Raw genomic sequence first — 23,313 nt, forward strand, 5'->3', positions numbered from 1 at the left:
AAAAATCATGGATAGTGCAATTAAGATCAGCGTATGTGTAGAAGAAGGTAAAAGCGTTTTAAAAGACAGCTTTTACAATATGCCATACAAAATAGTGCCTTATGGGTCGCAACGCGAAAATCAACATCTTGAGTTAATCATCATGAGTTCCTCTCCGGGAATTATGGATGAGGATCATTTGAAAATTGATATTGAGGTAGGAGATGAGGCTGAACTTCATCTGTACTCGCAGTCTTATAATAAGTTGCACCCCATGAAAACCGGTGCTACACAGCATACGGATGTGAAGGTAGGGAAGGATGCGTTTTTTCAGTATATCCCTTATCCGATCACCCCTTTTAAAGATTCCATATTCCATACGGTGAATCAGGTACATCTTGAAAAAGGAGCTTCTTTGCTTTGGGGGGATATTATTTGTGCAGGCCGCGTTTCCCGTGAGGAGATCTTTCAATTTGAAAAGCTGCACAGTACCACGAAGATCTTCAGGGAAGGTAAAATAGTGTATGTAGACAACCAGGTGTTAAAACCCAAAGAACAGCCGATTGATAAAATGCTGTTTCATGAGGGATACACCCATCAGGGCACCCTGGTTTTTGCCTCAGATTTAGCCGCGGAATTTAAAAAGGAACTGGACGAGATTTTTAGAGGGGAGTATGAAGACATCACTTTTGGTTTCACGATGTGTGCCGATCAGATGGTTTTAGTCCGCGCCCTGGGTAATAACGGAGATCTACTTTATAATTTTTTGAAAACGGTTGCCAGTATGTGTACGGATTTTATGGAACATAAAAAACCGGTAGCAGAACTTACCTAATCATCATTATTATGCATGAAATAGCAATAGTCAAGGATATTTTTAAAACGTTAGAGGATGCTTATCCGGAAACGTATGAAAATATCAACAAGATAAAAATACAGGCGGGCTTACTCTGTAATGTCCAGCCAATTCTGATTCAAAATGCCTTTGAGGCTTTTGTATTGGAAGAAACGAGGTTCAGTGAAACGGAATTAGAAATCGAGCTGCTGCCAATTATCGCTTACTGCAAAGCCTGTACCTCTGAATTTGAGGTACGCTTTCACAAGTTTGTATGCGTATGTGGGCAGCCTTCTGATCAGATTGTGCAGGGAGAGGAACTTCGAATTAGTCAAGTAATTTTTAACGATAAAATAACAATATAAACATGACAGCAACACCGAAAAGTAATCAAATGCCGGTAGGGTCGGTACAATGTGACAATACAACGCTTAATTTGTTGAAAGCTAATGATTATGTAGCTAAAGCAGTTCGCGATAAAATTCCAGGGATCTGTGTGATCAATATTTGTTCTTCGCCAGGTTCTGGAAAGACAACTTTGATGCAGGAAACGGGTAAACGTTTAGGGAATGATCTTAAAATTGCCGTGTTGGTAGGAGATCCTGAGACAGAAAGAGATGCGATCCGTATGCGTGAAGTGGGGATTAATGCCTTACAAATTGTAACCGGTGGTATGTGCCATATTGAAGCACAAATGGTTTTACAGGCTTTAGATCATATTGACCTGACCGACTGTGACCTGTTGTTTATCGAGAACGTAGGTAACCTGGTTTGTCCGGCAGCCTTTGATCTTGGTGAAGATTACAGAGTAACGGTTCTGGCTACGACAGAAGGTGACGATAAACCTAAGAAATACCCACGTATGTTCTTAACCTCGGAATTGATGTTGGTCTCTAAAGCAGATTTATTACCATACGTTCCTTTCTCGGTAGAAGCAGCAGCAAAAGATGCAAGAGAAGTAAATCCTAATCTGGATGTGATCTCTATCAGCAGTCTGCATGATACAGGAATGGACGAATGGTGTAACTGGTTGAAAGCCAAAGTAGCCGACAAAAAAGCGAAAAATGTTAAATAAAGAAATCATCAGGATCGACAAACTGCCTGTTCTTCAGCCTCCGGGCCAGCAGGAAGAGGACAGTTTGGTCCTGGAATGGTATGAAGTGAACCGGACAAAAATTAAAAGGGAGACGATGTCCGGCAGGATGATTCATCTGGATAAACCGACTTCAACAGTACTTCAACAGGGGACAGTGATCTATCAGGACGATAATTTTGTGGTCCGGATATTCATTAAACCCTGCACTTGTATTGTGCTTCATTCCAATGACCTGGAATTGGTAGGCTTGTTTTGCTTTGATGTAGGTAACAGACATCTGCCCATTTACATGATCGATGACAATAAGATCGCGATTGCGTATGATGGCAAGTTGTTTCCTGCACTCCAGCAAAAATACGGTTCGCCGGTTACGTTAGCTAATTACAGGTTAGATCCCTCACAGATAGTGAATTGTTATGGCAATATCTATGAGCAACAGCTCAGAAACTAAAAAACTCAGGTCATATTAAAGGCGAATGGTAATCACCATTCGCCTTATTCTTTTAGTAACGTTTTTGCATTTAGTGCTGTGCTATTTTAGAAGGTATATTTGATGGAAGTCATGAAGTTTCTTGGGCTACCCGGAAATGCTCTGGTATAATCGAAGCCACCTACAAAGTAGTATTTATCAAATAAGTTGTTGGCATTTACCGCAAAACTCATCTTGTCCAGCTTATAATAAACGGCTGCATTGGCGATGAAATAAGAAGGCCAGAACTTCCATTCCATCTCGCCCGACTGAATATTCTGGACGGCATTTTCCATTCTCTTGTCGCCAACATATTGTCCGCCAAGGCCGATTCCTAATCCTTTCATGGCACCCTGACGCTGGGTATATTTAGCCCATAATGAAGCCAGATGTTTAGGCGCATTGGCATTCACCATCCCTTTTTCCAGCTTTAAATCACTTTCCATAACCTCGGTAATGTTGAAGGCATAGTTCGCGCTTAAATCCAGGAATGGGAGGATGCTCCCTTTGATATCAAACTCTATACCTTGTGATTTTACCCTTCCATTTTGTCTGTAAACCGGGTTGCCACTGTCGGTGATTTGTCCGCTGTTGACCAGCATGTTTTTACGCTCAATGTGGTAAAAGGACAGACTGGAAAATACGCGCTGGTTGAAGAATTCAGTTTTTAAACCGGTTTCTATCTGGTAGCTGGTCTGACTTTTAAAAGGCTCCTTACGGCCATAGTTTTCCGGATTTCGGACAAACATCGGGTTGATTGGAATAAAGCCCTGACTGTAACTGGCAAAGTAATTCAACTGGCGGTTGATGGCATAAGTTAAGCCGATTCTGGGTAAGAATACGGCCTGTTTTATCTTTTCATACTGCGCACCTTCAAACTTTCTGTTATCGCCGTAGCTTTCATATCTCAGTCCGAAAAGGAGGTTCAGTTTTTCTTTGTAATTGATTCTGTTTTGGATAAAAACACCTGTCGTCTGGTAAGAGGAATTGAGGTAATCTGTAAAAAACTGAGCTAATGGCAAACGGTTATATAAAGCAGGATTTCTCAATTCATAAGTCGGGTTGTTCAGGTCAAAAGTTAAGGGAACTATTTTGCCGTCTATGGTCTGCGATCTGGCTTCCCATTGGTGACCTCTTTTATCGGTTTCATACTGCACATAATCCAGCCCGCCAACGACATCGTATTTAAAATCATGTTTTGCGCCCTTGTAATGCAGGTAAGCAGATACATTATCTGTAAATTCTTTCGTCTGCTTCTGGATATAACGCATGTTCATTACCGTATTTAAAGGCGCATCAGCAAAGGAATTTAACGTGCGGTGTTCAGACAGATTCTCCGCATAAATGAATTTCATATAGTTGGCATTGAAAGAAAGCTGATCGTTAATCCGATGATTCAGGGAAGCGTTCAGGGAAATGTCATTGACCTTGAAATAATCACTGGGCTGACTCAACGTAAAAGAACGTTTTAAGGCATAAAAGTCGCCGCCTCTGATGCCCATTCCTCTATCCAGATAACCATCAAAATTGCTGTAATTCAGTTCCGCATTGATGGTGGTATTGGCGGTAGGTCTGAAGGTAAAAGTAGGCGCAATCATGACTGATTTTCGGGCGTTCACATCCCGGAAGGTATTGGTGGTTTCGTGTCCGACATTTAGCCGGTAAAGGATCTTTTTTTCATCATCCAGATTTCCGGTGAAATCCAGCATGGAACGTATGGTGTTAAAAGAACCGGCACTGACGGAGATGCTATGTCTTTTTTCTTCCAGCGGTTTTTTGGTATTTAAATTGACGGTTCCGCCTGGACTGATGTCGCCAAATAGCGCAGCACCAGGGCCTTTAAGCACTTCTATGCTTTCCAGATTCAGGGTTAAAGGAATCCTGAAATAACTGGTTCCGTAGCCATATCCGGAGCGTAGTCCGTTCACCAGGCGAAAGCCGGTTTCATTCCCGTTTCTGAAACCTCTGATCGTGAGGTCGTCGTAGGCCGAGAATTGTGTGACGCCGGGAAGATCAGCCACTACATCGGTGATTAAGAAGGCTTGTTTGTCTTCCATGAGTTCCTTGGTAACCGTAGAAATGGTTTGTGGGATCTCTGTGATTTTAGATTCTATCTTGGAGCCCAGAAAGCTTTTCGTGTTTACATAGGATTGTTTTTTTCTACCCATCACGACGACTTCCTGTAGCTGATCGTCACTGTCTTTCAAAAGCACCCGGAGTTCTTTGTGTGTTTCATTTAGGGAAACGAGGATCGTATCCGACTGAAAACCTATGCCGGTAAAGATCAGCCGATGATCACCGAAAGGGAGGTTCCGGAGTATGAATATGCCATTAGGATCGGTTTTTCTGATGCCGGTAGCGCTAGCGATACGAACATTAATATTGGCTGCCGGGATACCTTGCTGGTCCTGAACCAGGCCTTTTATAGTGCCCATTTCCTGGGCTTGTACTTGATTTGTGAGGCTGGAAATAGCGCAAATTGTTGGAATAAACCAAAGGTTTTTCATGATTTTTTAGGAGGTGTTTATAGGTAAGGGAGGTGTTGTTAGGTGTTCAGGTATTGTTGCATGTGAATGGTGTAAAAAGGCTGATCATCATCCTGATGAAGGAAGTCGAAACCCATCTTTTCCCAGAACAACTGTGCGCCATCCAGGAAGGGATGGGTGTGTAAATACAGTTGTCTGATGCCTTGATTCCGGAGCTTTATTTGGAGTTCAGCAAACAACCTGCGGCCAAGGTTTTGATGACGATAAGCAGGGAGGACAAATAATCTGCAAACTTCATAGCCCGGGTCCTTTGAAGCGAGCTGGAAATGGTTAAACCTCTGGTCGTAAGGTACGGCTGCAATGCATCCGATAATTTGACCATCAGGATTTGTGGCGATCAGGAATACACCCGAATTTCCGTTATTGTAGGTTTCCTCAAATTGCTGTAAATCTTTTGGAAGTTGAGCATGACTCAGCATCGGGAAAAGTTCTTTTCTCGATTGGAAGGAAAAGCCTCTGGCGCGTTCAATCTGTGCGCCTTTGGGGGTTGATATATAGTAGGACATGTTAGAATTGTGGGATAATAATGGTCTTGTCTTTGACCTGGATTTGCATCAATGGCGTATCGTAAAGGTCTTCGTAGATGTTCCCCGAATCGCTTTCAGCTTTCAATAATGTGCTGTCATAAGCCTTCTGATTTTTGATGAAATAAGTATGATCCGCGTAGATATTGGCCATATTCGGATCGTGCATGATACAGATCACCGTATGACCGCTGCGGGAATAAGTCTTTAACTTTTCTAAAACCAAGGTCTGGAAATGGAGGTCCAAATGATTGGTCGGTTCATCCAAAACCAGTATTTCTGGTCCTTGTGCCATCACGCGACTGATCAATACCAATTGGCGTTCTCCTCCGGAGAGGTCAGTATACGATTTGTCTTTCAGGTGTGCTATCCCCATGTTTTCGAGTGTTTGCAGGACGATTTCACGGTCTTTAGCCGAAGGACCAAACCTGTAAAAGGCGGCTCTTCCGGTGAGGATCACATCGAATACTGAAAAGGGAAATACGCTTTGGTGAAACTGAGGAAGGAATCCAATCGTTTTCGCCAGGCTCTTTTGTGGGATGCCGGAGCGCTCTTTCCCCAGGAGGTCAATCTGACCTGAGGCATAAGGATATTTACCCGTAATCAGGTTGAATAGCGTTGATTTCCCGCAACCATTCCGGCCTAGTATGACGCTAAACTGATTGGCAGCCAGGGAAAGGGAAACGTTATCGAGTATCGTTCTTCCTTGAATAGAATAGGACACATTTTCTATGTTTATCGCAGCTACACTCATGACCAGTTGATTTTTCGTTTCTTGATAAGGAATATAAAAAAGGGCGCACCGATGATCATCGTAAAAATGCCAATCGGAATTTCGTAGGGAAATACCGTTCTGCAAAAGTTGTCGATGATCAGCAGAAAAGTACCGCCAAAGAAGATGTTTGCCGGCGTGGTTTTGGTATTACTCGCACCCACCAGCATGCGGGTAATGTGGGGTACAAAAAGACCATATAAACTGATGATACCGGCACTCGCCACTGCAACTGCCGTAACAATAGTGGCCAGTAAAACCGCAATGATTTTGATCGTGGTAGGATTCACACCCACCGCCCGGGCTTCATCATCTCCAAGAGAAAGGAGGTTGAGCTTCCAGCGGATTAAATACAAGCCGAGGAGTCCTAAAGATATGGGAAGCACGCTTTGCTGTACTTTATGCCAGGAACTCAGGTGTAAACTTCCCATCGTCCATTGGATGATGGCCTGTAATTTGAAAGGGTCACTGAGGTACTGAACCAGGGCCAGACTGGCGGAAAATAAGCCCGATACAATCATTCCCGCCAGGATTATAGTAATCGAAGAGGAGTTTTTGGTGTAGCCAAAGATATAAGTCAGGGAAACGGCTGCGGCCCCGAAAATAAATGCGGTGATGTGAATAGACAATAGGGGTACTAATATCGCCAGTGAAGCGCCAAATGCTGCGCCTGAAGAGATTCCCAGGATATATGGGTCTACCAATGGGTTTCTGAAGATTGCTTGCAGTACGCCGCCGGCAGTAGCCAATGCCGCACCGACAAGGAATGTCATCAATGCTCTGGGCAAGCGGATGTTGTAGATCACGTTTTCCACAACCATCGGACTTGGATGGCTGCTATCGACCAGGCTCCTGATCCAATCCCAAAATGCGGCGATGCCAATGTTGTCGGATGAGCCAATTAGTAATGAAATGATGATTACCGGAATGGGCAGCCCATAAATGATGAAATTGATGAATATACGACGCATTATTGTAAGATTAGTTTAGCTTTTTCCGGACCATATAAGGCAGATAGAATCTCCAGCTGCGCTTCGCTAAGGTTATTGGCAGCTGCGGTTGGGTAACTGTAATGATGAATGGCGATAGAGGCCAGTACAATTTTAAGGGTATGTGGATCGTATAAGAATGGCGGACTAAGATTGAAGACCCGTTTTTGCTTCAGCGCATCCAGTGAGGAAAGTTCTTTTTTACCATATAATACACTTTCATCAGTATTCCAAAGTAACATGATGTCTGGATTCCAGCTGATGAGGGTTTCCGGAGATATATTGGGTGCATCAATTTCGTATGGGCAGGCATTTTCTAGTCCGGCCATTTCAAAACAGTCATTGATCAGTCCTTTCCTGCCTGTTGTGGAGTAAATCCGGCCACCAGACCAGGCGTAATAAATGGTTTTCTTATCGGTAATGTCTTTGTTTATTTTCTTTAATTCTTCGATTTTCCCCTGACTGAAGGCGATCAGTTCTTTTGCCCTGGCTTCTTTTCCAAGTAGGATTCCAAGATTAAGTACCTCCAGGTTGAGCTCTCCGAAGTTTTGTGAGCTGATGCCGAATACGGCAATCCCCAGTTCTTTCAGCATCTGGATGGCGTCGGTGTTGTTCGAAGGGATGATGACAAGGTCCGGGTTCAGCTTGATGATCGTTTCCATGTTCATACCGCTTTCTGTTAAAGTAGGGGTAGGAATCAGCTTGTTTTTAATGCGGACATCAATTTTTGAGAAGTATGGATAGACGTTTGGGTCGGTATAAATGCGGTTGGGAATCCCAACGATAGCAGAATCTGCCTGAAGCATATAGAGTGCATCAAGTGCAGCTGGTACCAGGGAAACTACCCTTTGTGCAGGTTTTGTAAGTCGGATGGTATCGCCGGAGGCATCTACGGCAAGGATAGGGTAGGTCTTTCCACTTTGATCTGCCTGTTTGGATTGGCAGGCGCTCAATAGGGAAGCGAGGGTGAGGAAACAGAATATATAGCTGAAATATGGTTTTTTCATATTACAATTATATAATCAGCGCCTGTGAATAGGATAAGCAGAAGATTAGAGCGGATTTAGAATCCGGATTTTGGTGCTGTAAATGAGGGTTTTAGCAAGTCGGCTTGCTGTGAGGCAGCCGACTCTTAACCAGTTTTAATGGTCTATTTTTCCTGTTTTCGGGGTTTTAGTAAGGTTTGGAATGAAAATGAAATAGTCGTAGCCTTTGATGATTCTTTCCAGTTCCAGGCCATCTACTTTAAGTTTATTTTTAGAGATCGCTTGTTTTAAAGGCCTTAAATCGTAAGCATACCAATTGTCATCTTTTACGACCTTTAGGAAAGGTTTGTATTCCTCTAAATCAGCCAATGTTTCACTTTCTTCTTTTCCAATGATCATAATGTGGAGCGACTTCCGATAGTTTGCATCTTCAATATTGGAAACAAGGTTACCGACATCAAATATTTCCTTTAAACTCTCGCCTTTAGGTAGGTGAACAGCGCCAAATTTGAACAGGTTCTTCTTGTCTTTCCATTCAGGGAGTTTTTCAAGAACCAGGTGTTTCAGGTATTGAATCCTTAAAGGATGAATTCTGGTCATATATAGTTCCCTGCTTAATTTTAGCGCTTCCAATTGCTCTTTTTCATTGGCTGATAAATTCAGCGCAGCTAATGCGTTTGTTTTTGCTAAAAAATCCTCAGAGAACAAATAGAAGGTGGTGTTTTTTTTCGTGTCAAAAGCACTGGAAGCAGCGATCATCTGCGCGTAAATTTCCTTTGCTTTAGCATTTTTGGATTGTTTACTCAATTCTGAAAGGAGCAACTTGTCCGAAAATAAACTGATTTGTTCTGCTCCATAAGGTTTAATGTTATGCTTAATGATGTTTGCGAACATTTCGAACTCGGCTTCACCCTGCATAAAAGATAATGCCGAACCGGATTCCTTACGGAATTTGTCGAGTTCAGCAGGGGATAAGGATTTTATTTTTGTCGTTATGGTGTTTACCGTATATGGATCTATTTCCAGAATGTAGTTATCGAATTTATTGTTGTTGACAACCGCGTTGGTGAAGTAAGGGATTTCATTGGAGAAATGAGATTCACCCAATAAAACAGAATTGCTTTTGCTGATCTCATCCTGTAGGATAGTCCAGCCTTTACCTTCGAAAGCGTTGTTATTGTTTTTTTTAAAGCTGGAGTAGTTTTTTTGAATTAAACTATCCATTAATGTGGTTTGTGCGTAACTGAAATTGGCAATAAAAAGGGATAGAATTAGTAGGTTGGTTTTCTTCATCAGTTTTTTCCGGAAAGGTATAATTTATTGGGAACACCCCAAAAAATTATGAGTTTAATCCTATCTTCACCAAGTTTTTAAAGCAGAATTCATCATCAAATGTCTAGCCTTTCCTGTATGTGCAATCGCATAACTAACCTCAAATTTAAAATAACACTGGTTCTTTTTATTGCCGTTTTATCTGTCAAACCCCAAAGAACAATTGCTCAACAAATATATTCGAAAGCCTATGGTGAAAAAGGGAATCCGGCTTTAATATATGTACATGGTGGCCCCCGGGGTAATTCCACCTTATTTGAAGGAACCACTGCAGCAGCGCTCTCAGAGAGGGGTTATTATGTAATCGTATATGATCGAAGAGGTGAAGGGCGGTCTGCTGATCCTGGTGCAAAACTGACATTTGATGAGGCCGGTATAGATCTGAATGGTCTGATGAAAAAATACGGATTAGCAAAAGTGAGTCTTTTAGGGCACAGTTTCGGTGGTCTGGTTTCCACCATGTTTGCAAACACCTTTCCCGAAAAAGTAGAGCGGCTCATTTTAGTTGGGGGGCTGTTTTCGCAACAGGAATCTTATGACCATATACTTAATACTAGTCTAAAAATTGCAACGCAAAAAAAGGACACAGCAATCCTTAAAAAGATTTCCAATATTAAATCCTTTGACAAGCGAAGTGCAGTTTATCGGAAACAGACTTATGAGGTGGCATCGCACAATGGCTTCTTCAAAATGCCTGCACCGACCGAAGCATCAAAAAGAGTGGATAAGCAGTATGAGAACAGTAGCTTCTCCAAATCCAATATTCGTAATGATAAAGCTCCGCTACTGTTTTATGAAAATGAATCACGGGTCAATATTGACACGAAGCCCATTCTAAAAGACCTCCTAAATAAAAAGATAAAGCTTTCGGCTATTTATGGACTTCAAGATGGTGTTTTCTCTAAGAAACAACTATCAGATTTAAAAAAGATCACGGGCTCTTCGAATTTTTACGCCATAGAAAATTGCTCCCATTATCCTTTTGTAGATCAACAAGGAAAGTTTTTGAATAGCGTAGATGAAATCATGAACAAATAAGGTTTACTCATACCGCACCGGATTCTCCATGTTTTAGTCGTTTTTGCTACTATAATTGTCAATAAACCATTGCAATGCTGGATTTTTATTACTTGATTTATACGCGACCACAACCTCGGTATTCACTGGAATATCTATGAGTTCAATAAAGGATACTTTTAAGGAATCGTATTGTTTTTTTAGTGATAATGGTAATATGGAGACGCCCAGACCCGCTTTCGTAAGGTGGGATTTAAAAACATAGAAGTACTCCATAAAAATTCCTGCCTTAATTAGGAATACCTGATTCGCTTTCCCTATTTTTAGTTCTCCGGAAAAATGAATAAATTGAAAGTTAGCAACCCTTAAAATGAACAATACAAGAGTATATAAAATGTCTTTTGCAGGTGTGTATCCGCATTACATTCAAAAAGCAGAGAAAAAAGGACGGACAAAAGATGAGGTAGATGAAATCATATTCTGGCTGACAGGTTATGATCAACAAGGACTACAAGAGGTTATCGATAACAAAACCGATTTTGAAACCTTTTTTGCGCAGGCACCGCAATTAAATCCAAATGTTTCAAAAATTACCGGTGTAATTTGCGGTTATCGTGTCGAAGAAATCGAGGAGGAGCTCATGCAAAAAATACGTTATCTGGATAAGCTGATTGATGAATTGGCTAAAGGAAAAGCGATGGATAAGATTCTTCGGAAGTAAAGGGGGTTAAAAATAGGGTAAAACAAACGGCATGCTTTACCTGTTGTTTATCCCGAAGTCAATATTTCTTGCCAGCTATCAAATTCTGATCGTTTGCAAATTTAATATCAATCAGCCAGGCTTTTACGTTTTCAATTTCCAAGTGGTAAAGTTATGGAAAGGCTATTTCAGGCCTTGTAAGTACATTTTTCCCTGATACTGAAATGTCAAATAATTAGCGCTCTATTTTAAATGTTAATTGTCATCAAAATCGATTATGTTAATAATAGGAGCTAAAGGGTTTGCTAAGGATGTGTTGGGAATTCTTCATGAAAATAATGAACTAAATCATTTGGTTTTTTATGATGATTTAAATACCGATACTGAAGATAAATTATTTGGGGAGTTCCCAATCATAAACTCTATGGAGGCTGCCAGGCAATACTTGTTAAACGTTGATAACAGGTTTTCAATTGGGATTGGAAACCCTAATTTAAGAGGTAAAATGTATCATAAGTTTATAGCCTTAGGTGGGGTATTAACGGCTACCATTAGTCAGAAGATAGATGTAGGGCACTATGATGTAAATATAGGCGAGGGTTGCAATATTTTGGCCGGTGTAAAAATCTCCAATAGTGTTGAAATAGGGATGGGAACCATGATTTACTATGATAGCCTGATCAACCATGATGTGGTGATCGGGAAGTTTGTTGAAATATCTCCTGGCGCGATTATTTTGGGGCATTGTAAGGTTGGTAATTTTACGCACATTGGATCAGGAGCAGTTATATTGCCAGGGGTGGTTGTAGGGAATTATGTCACCATCGCTGCTGGAGCCGTTGTAACCAAGAATACACCACACCATACCCTGACTGCCGGGGTTCCGGCAATTATAAAGAAAAAAAACTACTACTTTCAGCACTAATAGTTATCAGGCATCAGGTATCTCAGGCTCTACTAATTTTGCCAGCTTCTCCAGGGATTCCTGCCAACCCAAATAGCACATTTCTACAGGGATCATTTCGGGAATTCCTTCCTGTGTGATTTTTATTTCCGTACCAACGATGGTTTTTCGCAACCAAACAGAGGTAATCATCTCCCCTGGAAGATTGGGATCATTAAACTTATCGGTGTATTTCAGAAACTCATTGGGTTTGAGCTCCAGGTATGTTCCACCGAAGGAATGACCATTACCGGTAGAGAAATTCAGAAAGGACATTCGGAAGATCCCACCAGTTTTTACAGTCATTTCATGAACCGTACAAAGAAAGCCATATGGAGGAAGCCAGGAAGCAATTGCCAGGGCTTGAGTGAATGCGCGATATACTTTTTCCGGAGTTGCTTTAAGCACTCTATGGAGAGAAACACTGTTATCCGACATGATGTATTGTTTTTAGTTTCCTACTCGTCTGGCTTTTCGGTTTCGCCCGTTTTTCGTTGGTCGCTGCTCCAATTTTCCGGGGAACATTTTTGATCTGTTTTCCCGGCAGTATAAAGTTGCCAGGAATAATTGGTTTTAACCGCGTTAAAATAAGACAATCTTAGGGGGTGTTTGAGACCATGTTTGATAGGTGTCATCCATGGTTAGCCATCTGGGTTCCAATGTGGAAGCAGGCGGTAACGAATAATCCAGAAATCCCATTACCTGGTGGCCGATTATTATAAGGCTTTAAAAGCGCCAAAGAAAGCCATGTTCTGGTTTGAAAAATCCGGACATACCGTTTTTAATTCTGAACCAGAAAAGCTGCAACAGGTCATCATTGAAGAAATCCTGCCTGCAGCTTTTCATTAATATCTAAAGAACCTTATTTTGCTTTCCTAATGGCTTTAAAAGAACCATTAGGTTGGATAAACGTCATAGATTCAGCCTTGTTCTTGTCTTTAACCTCAAACTTTAAGCTAAAACCGTCCAAAGTCTTTATTCTAAAAGTATGATCGCCTAAGGCAAGGGTTTCATAATCTGATTGTCCCGGTACAAATACATACAGAATTTTTTCCCTGAGAGAGACTTTAACAGGCACCTTTCCCATCATGTATTCTCCGGTATATTGTTCCAGCGTTTTGATATCCAGGTTAATCAGTTTAGGGCTCATGGTAAACACTATAGGCTGAATATCCCGTTCAAATGTACCGGACAAGCCTGCTATTTTACCATCCATATCTGTACTAAAATTAAACTTTAAACTGCTTGCTGCGGTATCTGCGCTTCCGTCTTTATTGACATCCTTTACCTCAAAAACATCGTAATGATTGTGCTTTAACCAGGTATTGTATTTTCCCATTTTTGCAAATAGCGTATCATTTTTTAGAGAAATGTTGATCTCTCCATATCCGGGATTGCTGAATACTGCGGCATAATCTTTTAAAAGATGGGAAGGTTTTGTGTTTGGAATAAGCTTTAAATCTGCGGCTTTTTTCAGCTGCTTCGCTTTTGCAGCGTTCGTTTCATTCTTCTTAACGATTCTAGCGTTCCAGTCAATAGGTTTTAATTGGAATAACCGATCGGAAATACTATTCAGCACAATTCCTGGTACTTCAGAGCCACTTTGATTCGTTAATATGACCACACCAAGTTTATCAGTAGGGAAAAAGGAAACACTGGCACTAAAGCCGTCAATATTTCCACCATGCTCTACTTTGTAATGACCTCTGTAAGAGCTGATCATCCAGCCTAAGCCGTAATTATCCGTATAAATGTCATTTTCTGTATCTGGCAATCCATCATTCATCACCATCTGAGAACTGGAGGCTGCTGTAATATAAGCCGGCGGTAAAATCTCTTTCCCTTTATAACTGCCTTTTGAGATCCATAATTTCACCCAATTGGCCATGTCGTTCGCGCTACTATTGATGCTTCCGGCCGGGCCCATACCATCAATATCATAATAATCTACTGCTTTGATCTCTTTTCCATCATAGGTGTAGGGTAGAGAAGCGTCAGGATCTTTCTGAAATTCCGCTAAAGAGGTTGTCGAATGACTCATTTCCAGGGGTAAAAAGAAGCGCTCTTTTATGTTTTGTTCCCAGGTTTTTCCGGTTAGTTTTTCAGCAATCATGCCCTGGGCTAAATACATGAAATTGTTGTATTGCCATTTTTCCCGGACACCAGCACTTGGCTGCATATACCTCACTCTTTTAATCAGGCTATCGCGATTACTGGTATTAAAGATAAACCAGGACATATCGTAGCGGGAAATCCCTGTACGGTGCGTCATCAGATCCCGTACGGTAATCTGGTTATTCATCTGGTCATTAATAAAACGCAATTGCGGTAGATAAGAAACGGCATTGCCATCAAGGGAGAGCTTTCCTTCTTTTTCCAACATTCCCAACACTCCGGCAGTAAATGCTTTAGTGGTTGATCCGACGGCAAATAGGGTGTTTGTAGTCACTGGTTTCTTGTTTTTCACATCTCTATAACCAAATCCTTTGCTATAAATTACCTGATCGCCATCAATTATAGCCACAGAGAAGCCAGCTACATGTTGATCTTTTAATATTCTATTGAGTAAGGTGTCTATTCCCGCCAGACGGGCATCAGTTGGTTTATTGGAGTCCTGCGCAAAGCTTGTAAACTGAGTAGCTGCTAATAAGCATAAGGTAAAGAGGTATTTCATGGTTTTTCGTTGAAAATAAGGGTAGGTTGTGGTTTTAATAATCGTGAGACTCGTAAACAGTAGTCAGGGTTACAACTTATTTGTTAAAATAAGCTGTTTTAGTATTGGCCATGGGCGGATTTTGAGCAATACAATGGATGATGAGCTTTTAAAATTGTAAGTTCTTTTGCGAATTTTGCTGTATGTTTCTAGGGCTTTGTTGGGCAAAATGGCCTGAAAACCTTGATTTAGAGGGGTAGGAGGTTTTTGTAGGGTTGCTAATAAAATTAGTAACTTTATAGGGGATTCATAGGATATACTAAAGTTTGTCTGTATCTTGGTTAGCAGTCAATTCAGACGAACTAACGCTAAATATCATGGCAATATGCAAACCAGGTCCTTTTGGACATCCTTCCGGGAAAATAGGCAATACGATTTTCTATATGTTAAAAGGGCAGCCGGTGTGCCGTTCTAACGGTAAACCAGGTAAAGTAAGTCTAAAACAAAAGGCCAATCGTCAGGAAATGTCGGTGGCGATGGAACTACTGAAACCGATGAAGGATTTTATCAATGTCAGTTTTAAGATGGAATCAGCAGGGTCGGTTAAAAACCCGCACAATCTGGCGACTTCCTATAACAAAAAACAGGCTTTAACAGGCGATTATCCTAATATTAAGGTCGATTATAGTAAAGTTGTATTGAGCCGGGGATTATTGGAAATGGCAACAGATCTGAAAGTCAGTAAAGCAGCAGATGGCCTGCAGTTAAGCTGGGATTCCGGGATGGAGGAGCATAGCGCTCTCGATGATATTATGATGGTACTGGTTAGTCACCCAACAAGAAAACGGGCAAGTACCTTTCTGAATGCTGGCAGAAGAGGGGATGGGAGCTGTTTCATTCCGTTGGACAAAGACTGGATGCTGAAGGAACAAATGGAAGTTTACGTCTGCTTTAAATCTTCCAATGAGAAATTAATCTCTGATAGTGCCTATTTAGGAAATCTAAATGGTGCTCCGGATAGTCCGCTTGAAAAAGCAGAAAAAGAGAAATACACAGGGATTAAAGCGCGTTTTGTTCAGGTTGCTGCGGATTATGAAAAGAAAAAGATGGACTACGCGGAGGGAGTCATTGGAAGCAAAGCCTTCCGGCACCTGGAAAAAGAATACCAGGTTTTAAGGGATAAACTGGCACATATGCCGGGGAAACCCTCCTAAAATCAAATCGTATTTCGGTTTGGAAACTTTACTAGGTTTTAGTTCGCAGATTTCATATCTGTTGCGGGACTTGTTTCTTTGATGAAAATGATGGCGTCATAAGACTCCATTAGCTTATGTTTGATGTAAAAAGGGGCTTGTCCTTCCTTAAAATCAGCACCATAAGCAGATGATTGTAGTTTAGTGTTTAAAAATTCGCTAACTATCGGGTTTACTACGGCCGTTTTAAAATCAAGAATGAAATTTGGTGCGCTGCATTGTGCAAAGATTGCTCCGCTTGAACCATCTTTTGCCTGAGGTAACTCAACATCCACTTTTTTCATTGATGTGACATCAAAGGACCTCATTTTGCCCTTGTAAAAATCAAAGCCTATCGCATAATATTTATCCTTTAGTGTATCTGCCAGGAAATTACCCATGGGAACCTGACCAGAGTTGTTTTTTGATTTGGAAATGTGCTGATTATGCTCCCAAAGCATCATCTTATTTTGCTTCGTGTAATTGTAAATCCAGTCACAATTTTCAGCCATATATTGATCACGGATAGCTGCCTTTGATCCGTATAGCTTTGATTGGGAATCAGTAAGCCCGATAAATTGTTGTAATAGTCTTAGGTCGCGCTCGTATAGGGGATTTTTAGCTACATCCGGGTCTTCAAATTTAAGAGCAGATAAATTAGCAATCGTATTGTGGATTGCCATTTTTTCATTTTTCGTTAAGCCAGGGTAATATTTGTTCATGGCATCAAATCCTGCCTTCAGGTCTGAAGTAAGCAGGTTTTTTTGTAGTAAATAATCTTTTATTTTATTGGCAGCAAATACCGGATACTGCATATCACAACCATACAGGCTCACTTTGTTTTCAGTGGACTGTGTATCATTGTAAGATTTTAACCAATGAACTAAGTCAAGAAACTCCTGACTGACACCATAAAACCCCATTCCAAGGAGACATTGTGCTGCAGTACCTTTACCATTTATCAGGTAATCATTCATCACCTGGCTCCCAGAGAAGTCAGCTTCCAGGACAATCGTTTTGACCCCTTGTTGTTTCACCAAATAAGCTAACATCCGCTGTTTATACAGAAAGAATTCGTGGGTGCCATGAGTGGCTTCGCCGAGGGCGATAACTTGCTTGTCTTTTAATATTGCATTTAATGGGGCAAAATCCATGAAATCCAGCTCATCAGAAACTGTCTTTAATGGAATTAGTTGCTCATTGATGGCATTAACTAAATTATTGGTTTTTTGCGCAAAGAGATTATTCGTGCTACAGCTCACTGAAAGTAAGGCAATGAGGAAGTATTTGATTCGATAAGCCATTTTCTATAGTTGATGACAAATGCTGCAACAGGTTTGTTTTGCCCGGGTTAATTTTTTAGTTCCTGATAACTGGTTTGGTATATTTCAGTGGGTAAATTTCCGCTATTATGATCATTGAATATGGACTGTCCACCATGTGGTTCTTCATCCGGATGGGATGGTTTCTTCTTTTTGCAGGAAAGGAATAAAACAGGGATTAGTAATAATACTGTAAACAGGAGTTTTCCAGGAAAAGTCATATTGATTTTAACTTTGAGAGCTTAATATTTTAATGCCATTGATTTTTATGAGTCATTCTCATATGTGATAGGAACATACGTTCTCTATGCTTCCTTTGAGCTGCTTTTTTGGAGCGACTGATGCGGTTCCAGAAAAATAAAGAAATCATGATAATTCCGATTGCGGCAGCAACCAGGGGAGACTCCAGGATAACGCCTACATAATAGCCTGTTCCAAAAACTAAAAAAGCAAATATGATCATTACCCCGATTTTCATGGGAGTAAAGATATTAAGAACTTATAGTTTTATAGCGCCTAACTTATCCACATCGTATAGATTAAAATTAGCATGATTTTTAGCATCCGTTTTGGTATCTTAGAGAGAACCAAATATACCGAAGTAATATTCAAGGCTATGAATTTTCAGACCTACTTACCTTCCGAAATATTGAAACCCTATGTCAGGTATTTTTATAAATTGGAAACCGATGTGGGGCTTCCAACAGCTGAAAAGACCCTTAGGACTATTGCAGACGGCTGTCCGGGAATTGTTTTTCAGGAAAATAGTAAAGGGAAACTGGTTCGGGATCAAAAATTATTACCCAGCTTGTTTTTGTTCGGACAATCCACCAGGCCTTCGGAGATTTCTATGACTGGTGATTTTGATACGCTGGGCGTTTGTCTTCATCCTAACGCTTTAAACTCATTATTTGGATTGAATGCGGAATTACTAACAGATTCCTGTCTTGAACTTGATGCACTTTCTGCGCGAAAGGAGTCTACATTGTCGGATAAACTTAATGATGTTTGCACCACCGCACAGAAAATAGAAGTCTTAAGTCATTTTATGGTAGGCAAAATTAAAGATAAACGATCTGGAAAGGAAGGGGGGATACAGTTCGCCCTGGATCAACTCCTACATTCCGGTGGCACCAGTTCCCTAAAAGTGCTACAGGAAGAACTATGCCTTACAGAAAGAAGCTTTGAAAGAAAGTTTAAGGAGTATGTAGGGATTAGCCCGAAGTTGTTTTCCAGGATATGTCGTTTTCAATCTTCCTTAAAACAACTCCAGACCAATCAGTTTGATAAGCTTTCGGATCTTGCTTATGAAAATAATTATGCGGATCAATCGCACTTTATCAGGTCTTTCAAGGAGTTTACGGGGTTATCTCCTCATCAATATCAAAAACGTTCTACAGAATTGGTGGAGAATCTTACTGAATTGATCCTTTAAATTTTGTCGGCTTTGTTCTATTTTTTATTTTTCTAAAGCAATAGTTTTAGTAAAAAAAGAAACCATGGAAAATAGTTCAAAAACAATATTGGTTTTAGGAGCCAATGGTAAGACGGGAAGTCGGGTCGCCAAAAAACTAGAGGCCTTAAATATTGCAGTTAGAAAGGGCTCCCGCAGCGCTGTGCCCAAATTTGATTGGGAGGATCAATCCAGTTGGGAAGAGGTGCTTAAAGAAATTTCGAGTGTTTATATCACTTTTCAGCCAGATCTGGCGGTTAAAGGTTCAGAAGAATCTATCGCTGCTTTCCTGGAAATGGCCATAAAATCGGGTGTTCAAAAGGTCGTGCTTTTGTCTGGCCGTGGCGAACCTGAGGCACAGCGTTGCGAAAAGTTAGTCATGGAAAGTGGTTTAAAATGGACCATTGTTAGGGCCAGTTGGTTCAATCAGAATTTTAGCGAAAGCTTTTTATTGGAACCCATTTTAGCCGGTTATTTTGCGCTGCCTGTAGCGGGGGTAAAAGAACCATTTGTGGATGTTGATGATATTGCTGATGTGGTAGTCGCCTCGCTTACCGAAGAACGGCACAATGCGCAGGTTTATGAGCTTACCGGTCCACGTCTGATGAGTTTCAAGGAGGCTGTTGATGAAATTGCCCGGGCTAGCAATCGCTCCATCGAATACCATGATATCCCTTTAACGGAGTATGTCGCTCAAATGCGGGAATATGAAGTCCCCGAAGAATTCATTGATTTATTTGCTTACCTGTTTACTGAAGTTCTGGATGGACGTAATGAGTTTATCACCACTGGTGTAACAGATGCCCTGGGAAGAAAACCAAAAGATTTTAGCCAGTTTGTAAAAGAGAGCCTCCCGGAGAAGATCTGGTAAGGTAGCTTGTGGTAAAGCCAGGTGATATTCAATAATCTGATGAATATCACCTGGATAGCAGGCTGATTTTAACTGAACTTGAATTCAGCACACACTGCACTTTGTACTTTTAATACATCTGCTTCTATCGTTTTTCTGATCGTTGCATCAAAAGGCTCAGGGAACTCTGCGGTAACAATAACCTGAGTTGGTTCATTGATCACCGTTAATTCAAAAAGGTGTTTGCCAAATTTAAATCTGCTTTTAGCTTTTGTTCCTTTTCTTTCGATACTTCTTATAAATTCATAACTGTTACTAACCTGATCTAATTCGTCTTTTACTTCCTGGAAAATCATATTAGTTGCTACATCTAAACCATTAACGATAACGGTAACACCTTTTAATGCCGCCTTTATTTCTCCTTTAGCATTTTCCTCCAGATTATTTAAAGGGCCCATTAAATCTTCACTATAGATAATCTCTTTTGGATCTTTAATAATGATGGTTATCAATTTTCCAGTGCTATCAAAATCCAGTTCCAGATCTATGGTGTCATTACCATCTTTCAATGTTGCTAGGCTTGCAGAAGCATATTCAATTTTAGCACCACTGATGGTCTTTTCAATTAGGTTTACAGTGTATTCTAATACTGGGTATGGTTTGAAGTCGCTCATGTCTTTTAATTTTCCGCAAAGGTACGGCTTGCTTACTTCTAAGCATAATCTGAAAAGAAAAAAGTTTGTTAATTTATATTATTTCTACAAATCAATCCAGGTGACCAAATGAGAAAGGAGTAAAAATGATAGCATAATCCATCATTTTAGTATAATCCGCTATTGTCTGGTTGGTGTCGGGTGGTTATTTTTAAATGTGATCCAATTAAATTTGGAGCAATTTTTTTGTAAACCTATTTTAAATCTAATTTTTATGAATTCTGAACCAGAAAAGCCCAAAGGCATTAATAGAAGAGATTTCCTGAAGGGAGCTGCGATTTTGTCCAGCTTTATGATTGTTCCCCGTCATGTATTGGGGGGTGTTGGTTTTATCGCACCTAGCGATCAGATCGCATTGGGTTTTATTGGTACAGGAAAGCAGTCGTTTGGGTTATTTAACTCCTTTAGGGGAATTGATAAGGTCAGAATATTAGCCGCCTGTGATGTTCATAAAACTAAAATGAACCTTTTTGCGGATGAAGTAAACCAATTTTACGCGGGCAGGAATGCCTCGGGTTCTTCTAATAGTTGTTATAGAGACGACGATTTTAGAACATTATTGAACCGTAAGGACATTGATGCAGTAGTCATTGCAGTGCCAGATCATTGGCATGCGCCTATTGCAGTAAGAGCAGCGGCTGCAGGCAAAGATATTTACTGCGAAAAACCCCTTTCATTAAGTATTGGGGAAGGTAGGGCCATGGTGAATGCGACAAATAAATATAAAAGAGTTTTCCAAACCGGGAGCATGCAGCGTTCCCATGAAGAATTCAGAAAAACGGCTTTAATCATGAGGAATGGCTGTTTGGGGGATATCCAGTCCATCAAAGTTAGTATCGGGGGAGCACCATTACCTTACGACTTACCTCAGGAAGAAGTTCCGGCCGGTTTAGATTGGAATTTTTGGCTGGGACCGAATGAATATGTGCATTATAATAATTTACTTAATCCGACGCTGGCAAAGCCATCTAACTGGGCCAAATGGCGTTATTATCAGGGTTTAGGTGGGGGTGATGTAACGGATTGGGGCGCGCATATGTTCGATATCGTGCAATGGGGATTGGATATGGATAAAAGTGGGCCTGAGCTTATCACGCCACCAAATGGCAAAGATCAACCGTTTTTATCCTTAACCTATGCAAATGGAATTAAGGTAACGCACGAGAATTTTGGCAAAAATAATGCAATACAAATTATTGGAAGTAAGGGTAAATTAGAAGTTCAAAGGGGTAGTTTGGTAACTGATCCAATAAACTTAAAAGATCACGTATTTTCTGAGTCGGAGAAAAAGGTTTATGTAAGCACAAATCACTATCTTGATTTTATTAATGCCATACAACAACGTGGAGAAACGGTTGCTAGTGTAGAAACTGGTCACCGAACTGCAACTGTAGGGAATTTGGCAAATATCGCTTACACTTTAAAACGTCCGTTAAAATGGGATCCGGTTAAGGAAAAATTCGATAATGATAAAGAAGCTAATCAGTTAACTACGAGAAGTATGAAAAAGGAATGGAGAGTGTAAGATCTGCCTGCAATGTACAATTTCAATTAATTTAATCGGCCCATAATATGAAGAATTTCAAGTTCGTTTGCGTGCTTTGGTTATTAATATTTCCTAATATTTTAATCGCACAAAAGAGTTTCGTCATTCATGGGGAAATTGATAAACGAATGGATAACAAGGTGATCAGGATGTACCTTATCCTTCCTAATGCTTCCAGTTTAAAAACACCTCCAGTTTTAGAGACCATTATAAAAAACGGCAAATTTTCTTTTGAAACTACTGCAAAAGGACTGGAGCTGTATAGTTTTCAGATGACACATGATGGGGAAAAATACAATCGATCTTTTGATTTTATACCTCAGGACGTAAAAATCAGGTTTTTAGATACACTCTTGAAAACATTTGATATTCAGGATAAAGGTTTTCGGGAAAGCTTTGAAACAGCCCGAAAGGAACTGAGGGAGGTTAAAAATGACACGACATTATTGGTAAAGGGCATAGAAAAATATATACAAACTCCTTTCGGAACCAGGTTTTTATTGTCTTACCTGTATACACTACCTGAGCATCAAATTGTAAGGTTACATCAAATGGTGCCAGAAATTTATAACCAAAATTCATGGTCTATCGACTTAAAGGTATTAGAATCAAGGTTTTTAATGGGCAAATCTGCCCCCAATTTTACGCAGCTAAATCCAGATGGGCTAAGTATTAACCTTTCAGATTATAAAGGGAAATACGTTTTACTGGATTTTTGGGCATCCTGGTGTATTCCCTGCAGAGCCGAAAACCCGGCTTTGGTAAAGGCTTATATGGCTTTTCATAAAAAAGGGTTTGAAATTCTTAGTGTTTCTTTAGATACGAAAAGAGCAAATTGGCTGGAAGCCATTGAAAAAGATAAATTAAATTGGCAACATGTATCTGATTTAAATGGCTGGCAGAATAGTGTTTCAAGAGGTATCTATCACGTAAATTCCTTACCAAAAAACTATTTAATAGATCCGAATGGAAAGATTATCGCTGAAAATCTGGTAGGTACTAAATTGTATGATTTTTTAGATCAACAGATGTAATGCCTTTGTTTAGTTTTGATCTGTAGGGCGATAGCCACCTGGAGAATCTCAAAATAATCATTCAGACCAGTTGAATATTGCTGATTATTAATTATACTTGCCCTGATTAACTAATAAGATGCTGAGAATATAATGAAAGGTAAATTTATTTATGAAGGGTGATGTCTTTTACGGATCTAACCGAAAGCCTGCTTCGAAATTAAAAATAATCTGGTCCTGGGTAATCCTGCTTCTCCTTTTGATCTGTACTTACCTTGGGATCTTTCATTCCCATCGTTATTATGGTTTTAATATGGTTACCTGGCTCTGTATAATCGGGCTG

Annotated in this window: 25 protein-coding genes; 13 read left to right on the top strand and 12 right to left on the bottom strand. The window is 40.4% G+C overall.

The genetic code is table 11. The annotated features are described in order from the left end of the window. Positions 1-7: 7 nt before the first annotated feature. Genes R2Q66_RS18800 through R2Q66_RS18815 form a run of 4 tightly spaced genes read left to right on the top strand, consistent with a single transcriptional unit; the run spans position 8 to position 2,361 of the window. Complete coding sequence (locus R2Q66_RS18800; protein WP_316751905.1) at positions 8-814, top strand: urease accessory protein UreD; 807 nt, start codon at positions 8-10, stop codon at positions 812-814. Between the two features lie 11 nt (positions 815-825). Continuing rightward, positions 826-1,179: a hydrogenase maturation nickel metallochaperone HypA gene (locus tag R2Q66_RS18805; RefSeq protein ID WP_316751907.1), complete on the top strand. Its 354-nt coding sequence runs from the start codon at positions 826-828 to the stop codon at positions 1,177-1,179. A gap of 2 nt (positions 1,180-1,181) precedes the next feature. Beyond that, entirely contained in the window at positions 1,182-1,889 is a 708-nt protein-coding gene (hypB, locus tag R2Q66_RS18810) for a hydrogenase nickel incorporation protein HypB (RefSeq protein WP_316751909.1), read from the top strand. Then, a complete protein-coding gene (locus tag R2Q66_RS18815; protein WP_316751910.1) occupies positions 1,879-2,361 on the top strand; it encodes an urease accessory protein UreE in 483 nt (160 codons plus the stop codon). The genes hypB and R2Q66_RS18815 overlap by 11 nt, the downstream gene beginning before the upstream one ends. Positions 2,362-2,447: 86 nt before the next feature. Here the strand turns inward: R2Q66_RS18815 and R2Q66_RS18820 are convergent, their stop codons facing one another. The 6 genes from R2Q66_RS18820 to R2Q66_RS18845 all read right to left on the bottom strand — a co-directional run bounded on the left by R2Q66_RS18820 (position 2,448) and on the right by R2Q66_RS18845 (position 9,489). Beyond that, a complete protein-coding gene (locus R2Q66_RS18820; RefSeq protein ID WP_316751912.1) occupies positions 2,448-4,886 on the bottom strand; it encodes a TonB-dependent receptor in 2,439 nt (812 codons plus the stop codon). A 38-nt stretch (positions 4,887-4,924) separates the two neighbouring features. Then, positions 4,925-5,431 (bottom strand): GNAT family N-acetyltransferase, encoded by a 507-nt coding sequence (locus R2Q66_RS18825; protein WP_316751915.1) that lies wholly within the window; start codon positions 5,429-5,431, stop codon positions 4,925-4,927. A gap of 1 nt (position 5,432) precedes the next feature. Beyond that, positions 5,433-6,203, bottom strand: coding sequence for an ABC transporter ATP-binding protein (locus R2Q66_RS18830; protein ID WP_316751917.1), 771 nt, complete (start codon positions 6,201-6,203; stop codon positions 5,433-5,435). Further along, entirely contained in the window at positions 6,200-7,192 is a 993-nt protein-coding gene (locus R2Q66_RS18835) for an iron ABC transporter permease (RefSeq protein WP_316751919.1), read from the bottom strand. Before R2Q66_RS18835 ends, R2Q66_RS18830 begins: the two co-directional genes overlap by 4 nt. Then, positions 7,192-8,217, bottom strand: a complete 1,026-nt coding sequence (locus R2Q66_RS18840) for an ABC transporter substrate-binding protein (protein WP_316751921.1) — start codon at positions 8,215-8,217, stop codon at positions 7,192-7,194. Before R2Q66_RS18840 ends, R2Q66_RS18835 begins: the two co-directional genes overlap by 1 nt. A gap of 135 nt (positions 8,218-8,352) precedes the next feature. Beyond that, positions 8,353-9,489, bottom strand: coding sequence for a hypothetical protein (locus R2Q66_RS18845; RefSeq protein ID WP_316751923.1), 1,137 nt, complete (start codon positions 9,487-9,489; stop codon positions 8,353-8,355). Between the two features lie 117 nt (positions 9,490-9,606). Between R2Q66_RS18845 and R2Q66_RS18850 the strand changes: the two genes are divergently transcribed. Then, positions 9,607-10,566 carry an alpha/beta hydrolase gene (locus R2Q66_RS18850; RefSeq protein WP_316751924.1) on the top strand — a complete coding sequence of 320 codons (960 nt, stop codon included), beginning with the start codon at positions 9,607-9,609 and terminating at the stop codon, positions 10,564-10,566. A 33-nt stretch (positions 10,567-10,599) separates the two neighbouring features. Here R2Q66_RS18850 and R2Q66_RS18855 read toward each other — a convergent pair whose 3' ends face one another. Further along, entirely contained in the window at positions 10,600-10,821 is a 222-nt protein-coding gene (locus tag R2Q66_RS18855; RefSeq protein WP_316751926.1) for a hypothetical protein, read from the bottom strand. A gap of 94 nt (positions 10,822-10,915) precedes the next feature. Here R2Q66_RS18855 and R2Q66_RS18860 point away from each other — a divergent pair, with 94 nt between their 5' ends. Together R2Q66_RS18860 and R2Q66_RS18865 are read left to right on the top strand one after the other, a co-directional pair. Next, on the top strand, positions 10,916-11,266 hold the full coding sequence (locus tag R2Q66_RS18860; protein ID WP_316751929.1) for a DUF2200 domain-containing protein: 351 nt from the start codon (positions 10,916-10,918) through the stop codon (positions 11,264-11,266). Positions 11,267-11,522: 256 nt separating this feature from the next. Continuing rightward, positions 11,523-12,170, top strand: a complete 648-nt coding sequence (locus R2Q66_RS18865) for an acetyltransferase (RefSeq protein WP_316751931.1) — start codon at positions 11,523-11,525, stop codon at positions 12,168-12,170. 6 nt (positions 12,171-12,176) lie between these two features. Here R2Q66_RS18865 and R2Q66_RS18870 read toward each other — a convergent pair whose 3' ends face one another. Next, positions 12,177-12,626 carry an SRPBCC family protein gene (locus R2Q66_RS18870; protein WP_316751933.1) on the bottom strand — a complete coding sequence of 150 codons (450 nt, stop codon included), beginning with the start codon at positions 12,624-12,626 and terminating at the stop codon, positions 12,177-12,179. A 267-nt stretch (positions 12,627-12,893) separates the two neighbouring features. Here R2Q66_RS18870 and R2Q66_RS18875 point away from each other — a divergent pair, with 267 nt between their 5' ends. Beyond that, positions 12,894-13,037, top strand: coding sequence for a hypothetical protein (locus R2Q66_RS18875; RefSeq protein WP_316751935.1), 144 nt, complete (start codon positions 12,894-12,896; stop codon positions 13,035-13,037). Between the two features lie 13 nt (positions 13,038-13,050). Here R2Q66_RS18875 and R2Q66_RS18880 read toward each other — a convergent pair whose 3' ends face one another. Beyond that, positions 13,051-14,862 carry a serine hydrolase gene (locus R2Q66_RS18880; RefSeq protein ID WP_316751937.1) on the bottom strand — a complete coding sequence of 604 codons (1,812 nt, stop codon included), beginning with the start codon at positions 14,860-14,862 and terminating at the stop codon, positions 13,051-13,053. A gap of 356 nt (positions 14,863-15,218) precedes the next feature. Here R2Q66_RS18880 and R2Q66_RS18885 point away from each other — a divergent pair, with 356 nt between their 5' ends. Continuing rightward, on the top strand, positions 15,219-16,055 hold the full coding sequence (locus R2Q66_RS18885) for a DUF6266 family protein (RefSeq protein ID WP_316751939.1): 837 nt from the start codon (positions 15,219-15,221) through the stop codon (positions 16,053-16,055). 38 nt (positions 16,056-16,093) lie between these two features. On the opposite strand, the gene R2Q66_RS18890 is transcribed toward R2Q66_RS18885, so the two are convergent. Together R2Q66_RS18890 and R2Q66_RS18895 are read right to left on the bottom strand one after the other, a co-directional pair. After that, positions 16,094-17,377, bottom strand: coding sequence for an erythromycin esterase family protein (locus R2Q66_RS18890; protein WP_316751941.1), 1,284 nt, complete (start codon positions 17,375-17,377; stop codon positions 16,094-16,096). A 268-nt stretch (positions 17,378-17,645) separates the two neighbouring features. Continuing rightward, positions 17,646-17,858 (bottom strand): hypothetical protein, encoded by a 213-nt coding sequence (locus R2Q66_RS18895; protein ID WP_316751943.1) that lies wholly within the window; start codon positions 17,856-17,858, stop codon positions 17,646-17,648. Positions 17,859-18,011: 153 nt separating this feature from the next. Here R2Q66_RS18895 and R2Q66_RS18900 point away from each other — a divergent pair, with 153 nt between their 5' ends. Then, a complete protein-coding gene (locus R2Q66_RS18900) occupies positions 18,012-18,830 on the top strand; it encodes a helix-turn-helix domain-containing protein (protein WP_316751945.1) in 819 nt (272 codons plus the stop codon). 64 nt (positions 18,831-18,894) lie between these two features. Beyond that, positions 18,895-19,719 (top strand): NAD(P)H-binding protein, encoded by an 825-nt coding sequence (locus tag R2Q66_RS18905; RefSeq protein ID WP_316751949.1) that lies wholly within the window; start codon positions 18,895-18,897, stop codon positions 19,717-19,719. Positions 19,720-19,787: 68 nt separating this feature from the next. Here the strand turns inward: R2Q66_RS18905 and R2Q66_RS18910 are convergent, their stop codons facing one another. Next, positions 19,788-20,372: a hypothetical protein gene (locus R2Q66_RS18910; RefSeq protein ID WP_316751951.1), complete on the bottom strand. Its 585-nt coding sequence runs from the start codon at positions 20,370-20,372 to the stop codon at positions 19,788-19,790. A gap of 253 nt (positions 20,373-20,625) precedes the next feature. On the opposite strand from R2Q66_RS18910, the gene R2Q66_RS18915 reads away from it, so the two are divergent. After that, positions 20,626-21,936 (top strand): Gfo/Idh/MocA family oxidoreductase, encoded by a 1,311-nt coding sequence (locus R2Q66_RS18915; protein ID WP_316751953.1) that lies wholly within the window; start codon positions 20,626-20,628, stop codon positions 21,934-21,936. A 47-nt stretch (positions 21,937-21,983) separates the two neighbouring features. Further along, complete coding sequence (locus tag R2Q66_RS18920; protein WP_316751955.1) at positions 21,984-22,991, top strand: TlpA disulfide reductase family protein; 1,008 nt, start codon at positions 21,984-21,986, stop codon at positions 22,989-22,991. Positions 22,992-23,313: the final 322 nt, after the last annotated feature.

Source organism: Pedobacter gandavensis (assembly GCF_032677645.1).
In the GTDB taxonomy this organism is placed as follows: domain Bacteria; phylum Bacteroidota; class Bacteroidia; order Sphingobacteriales; family Sphingobacteriaceae; genus Pedobacter; species Pedobacter gandavensis_A.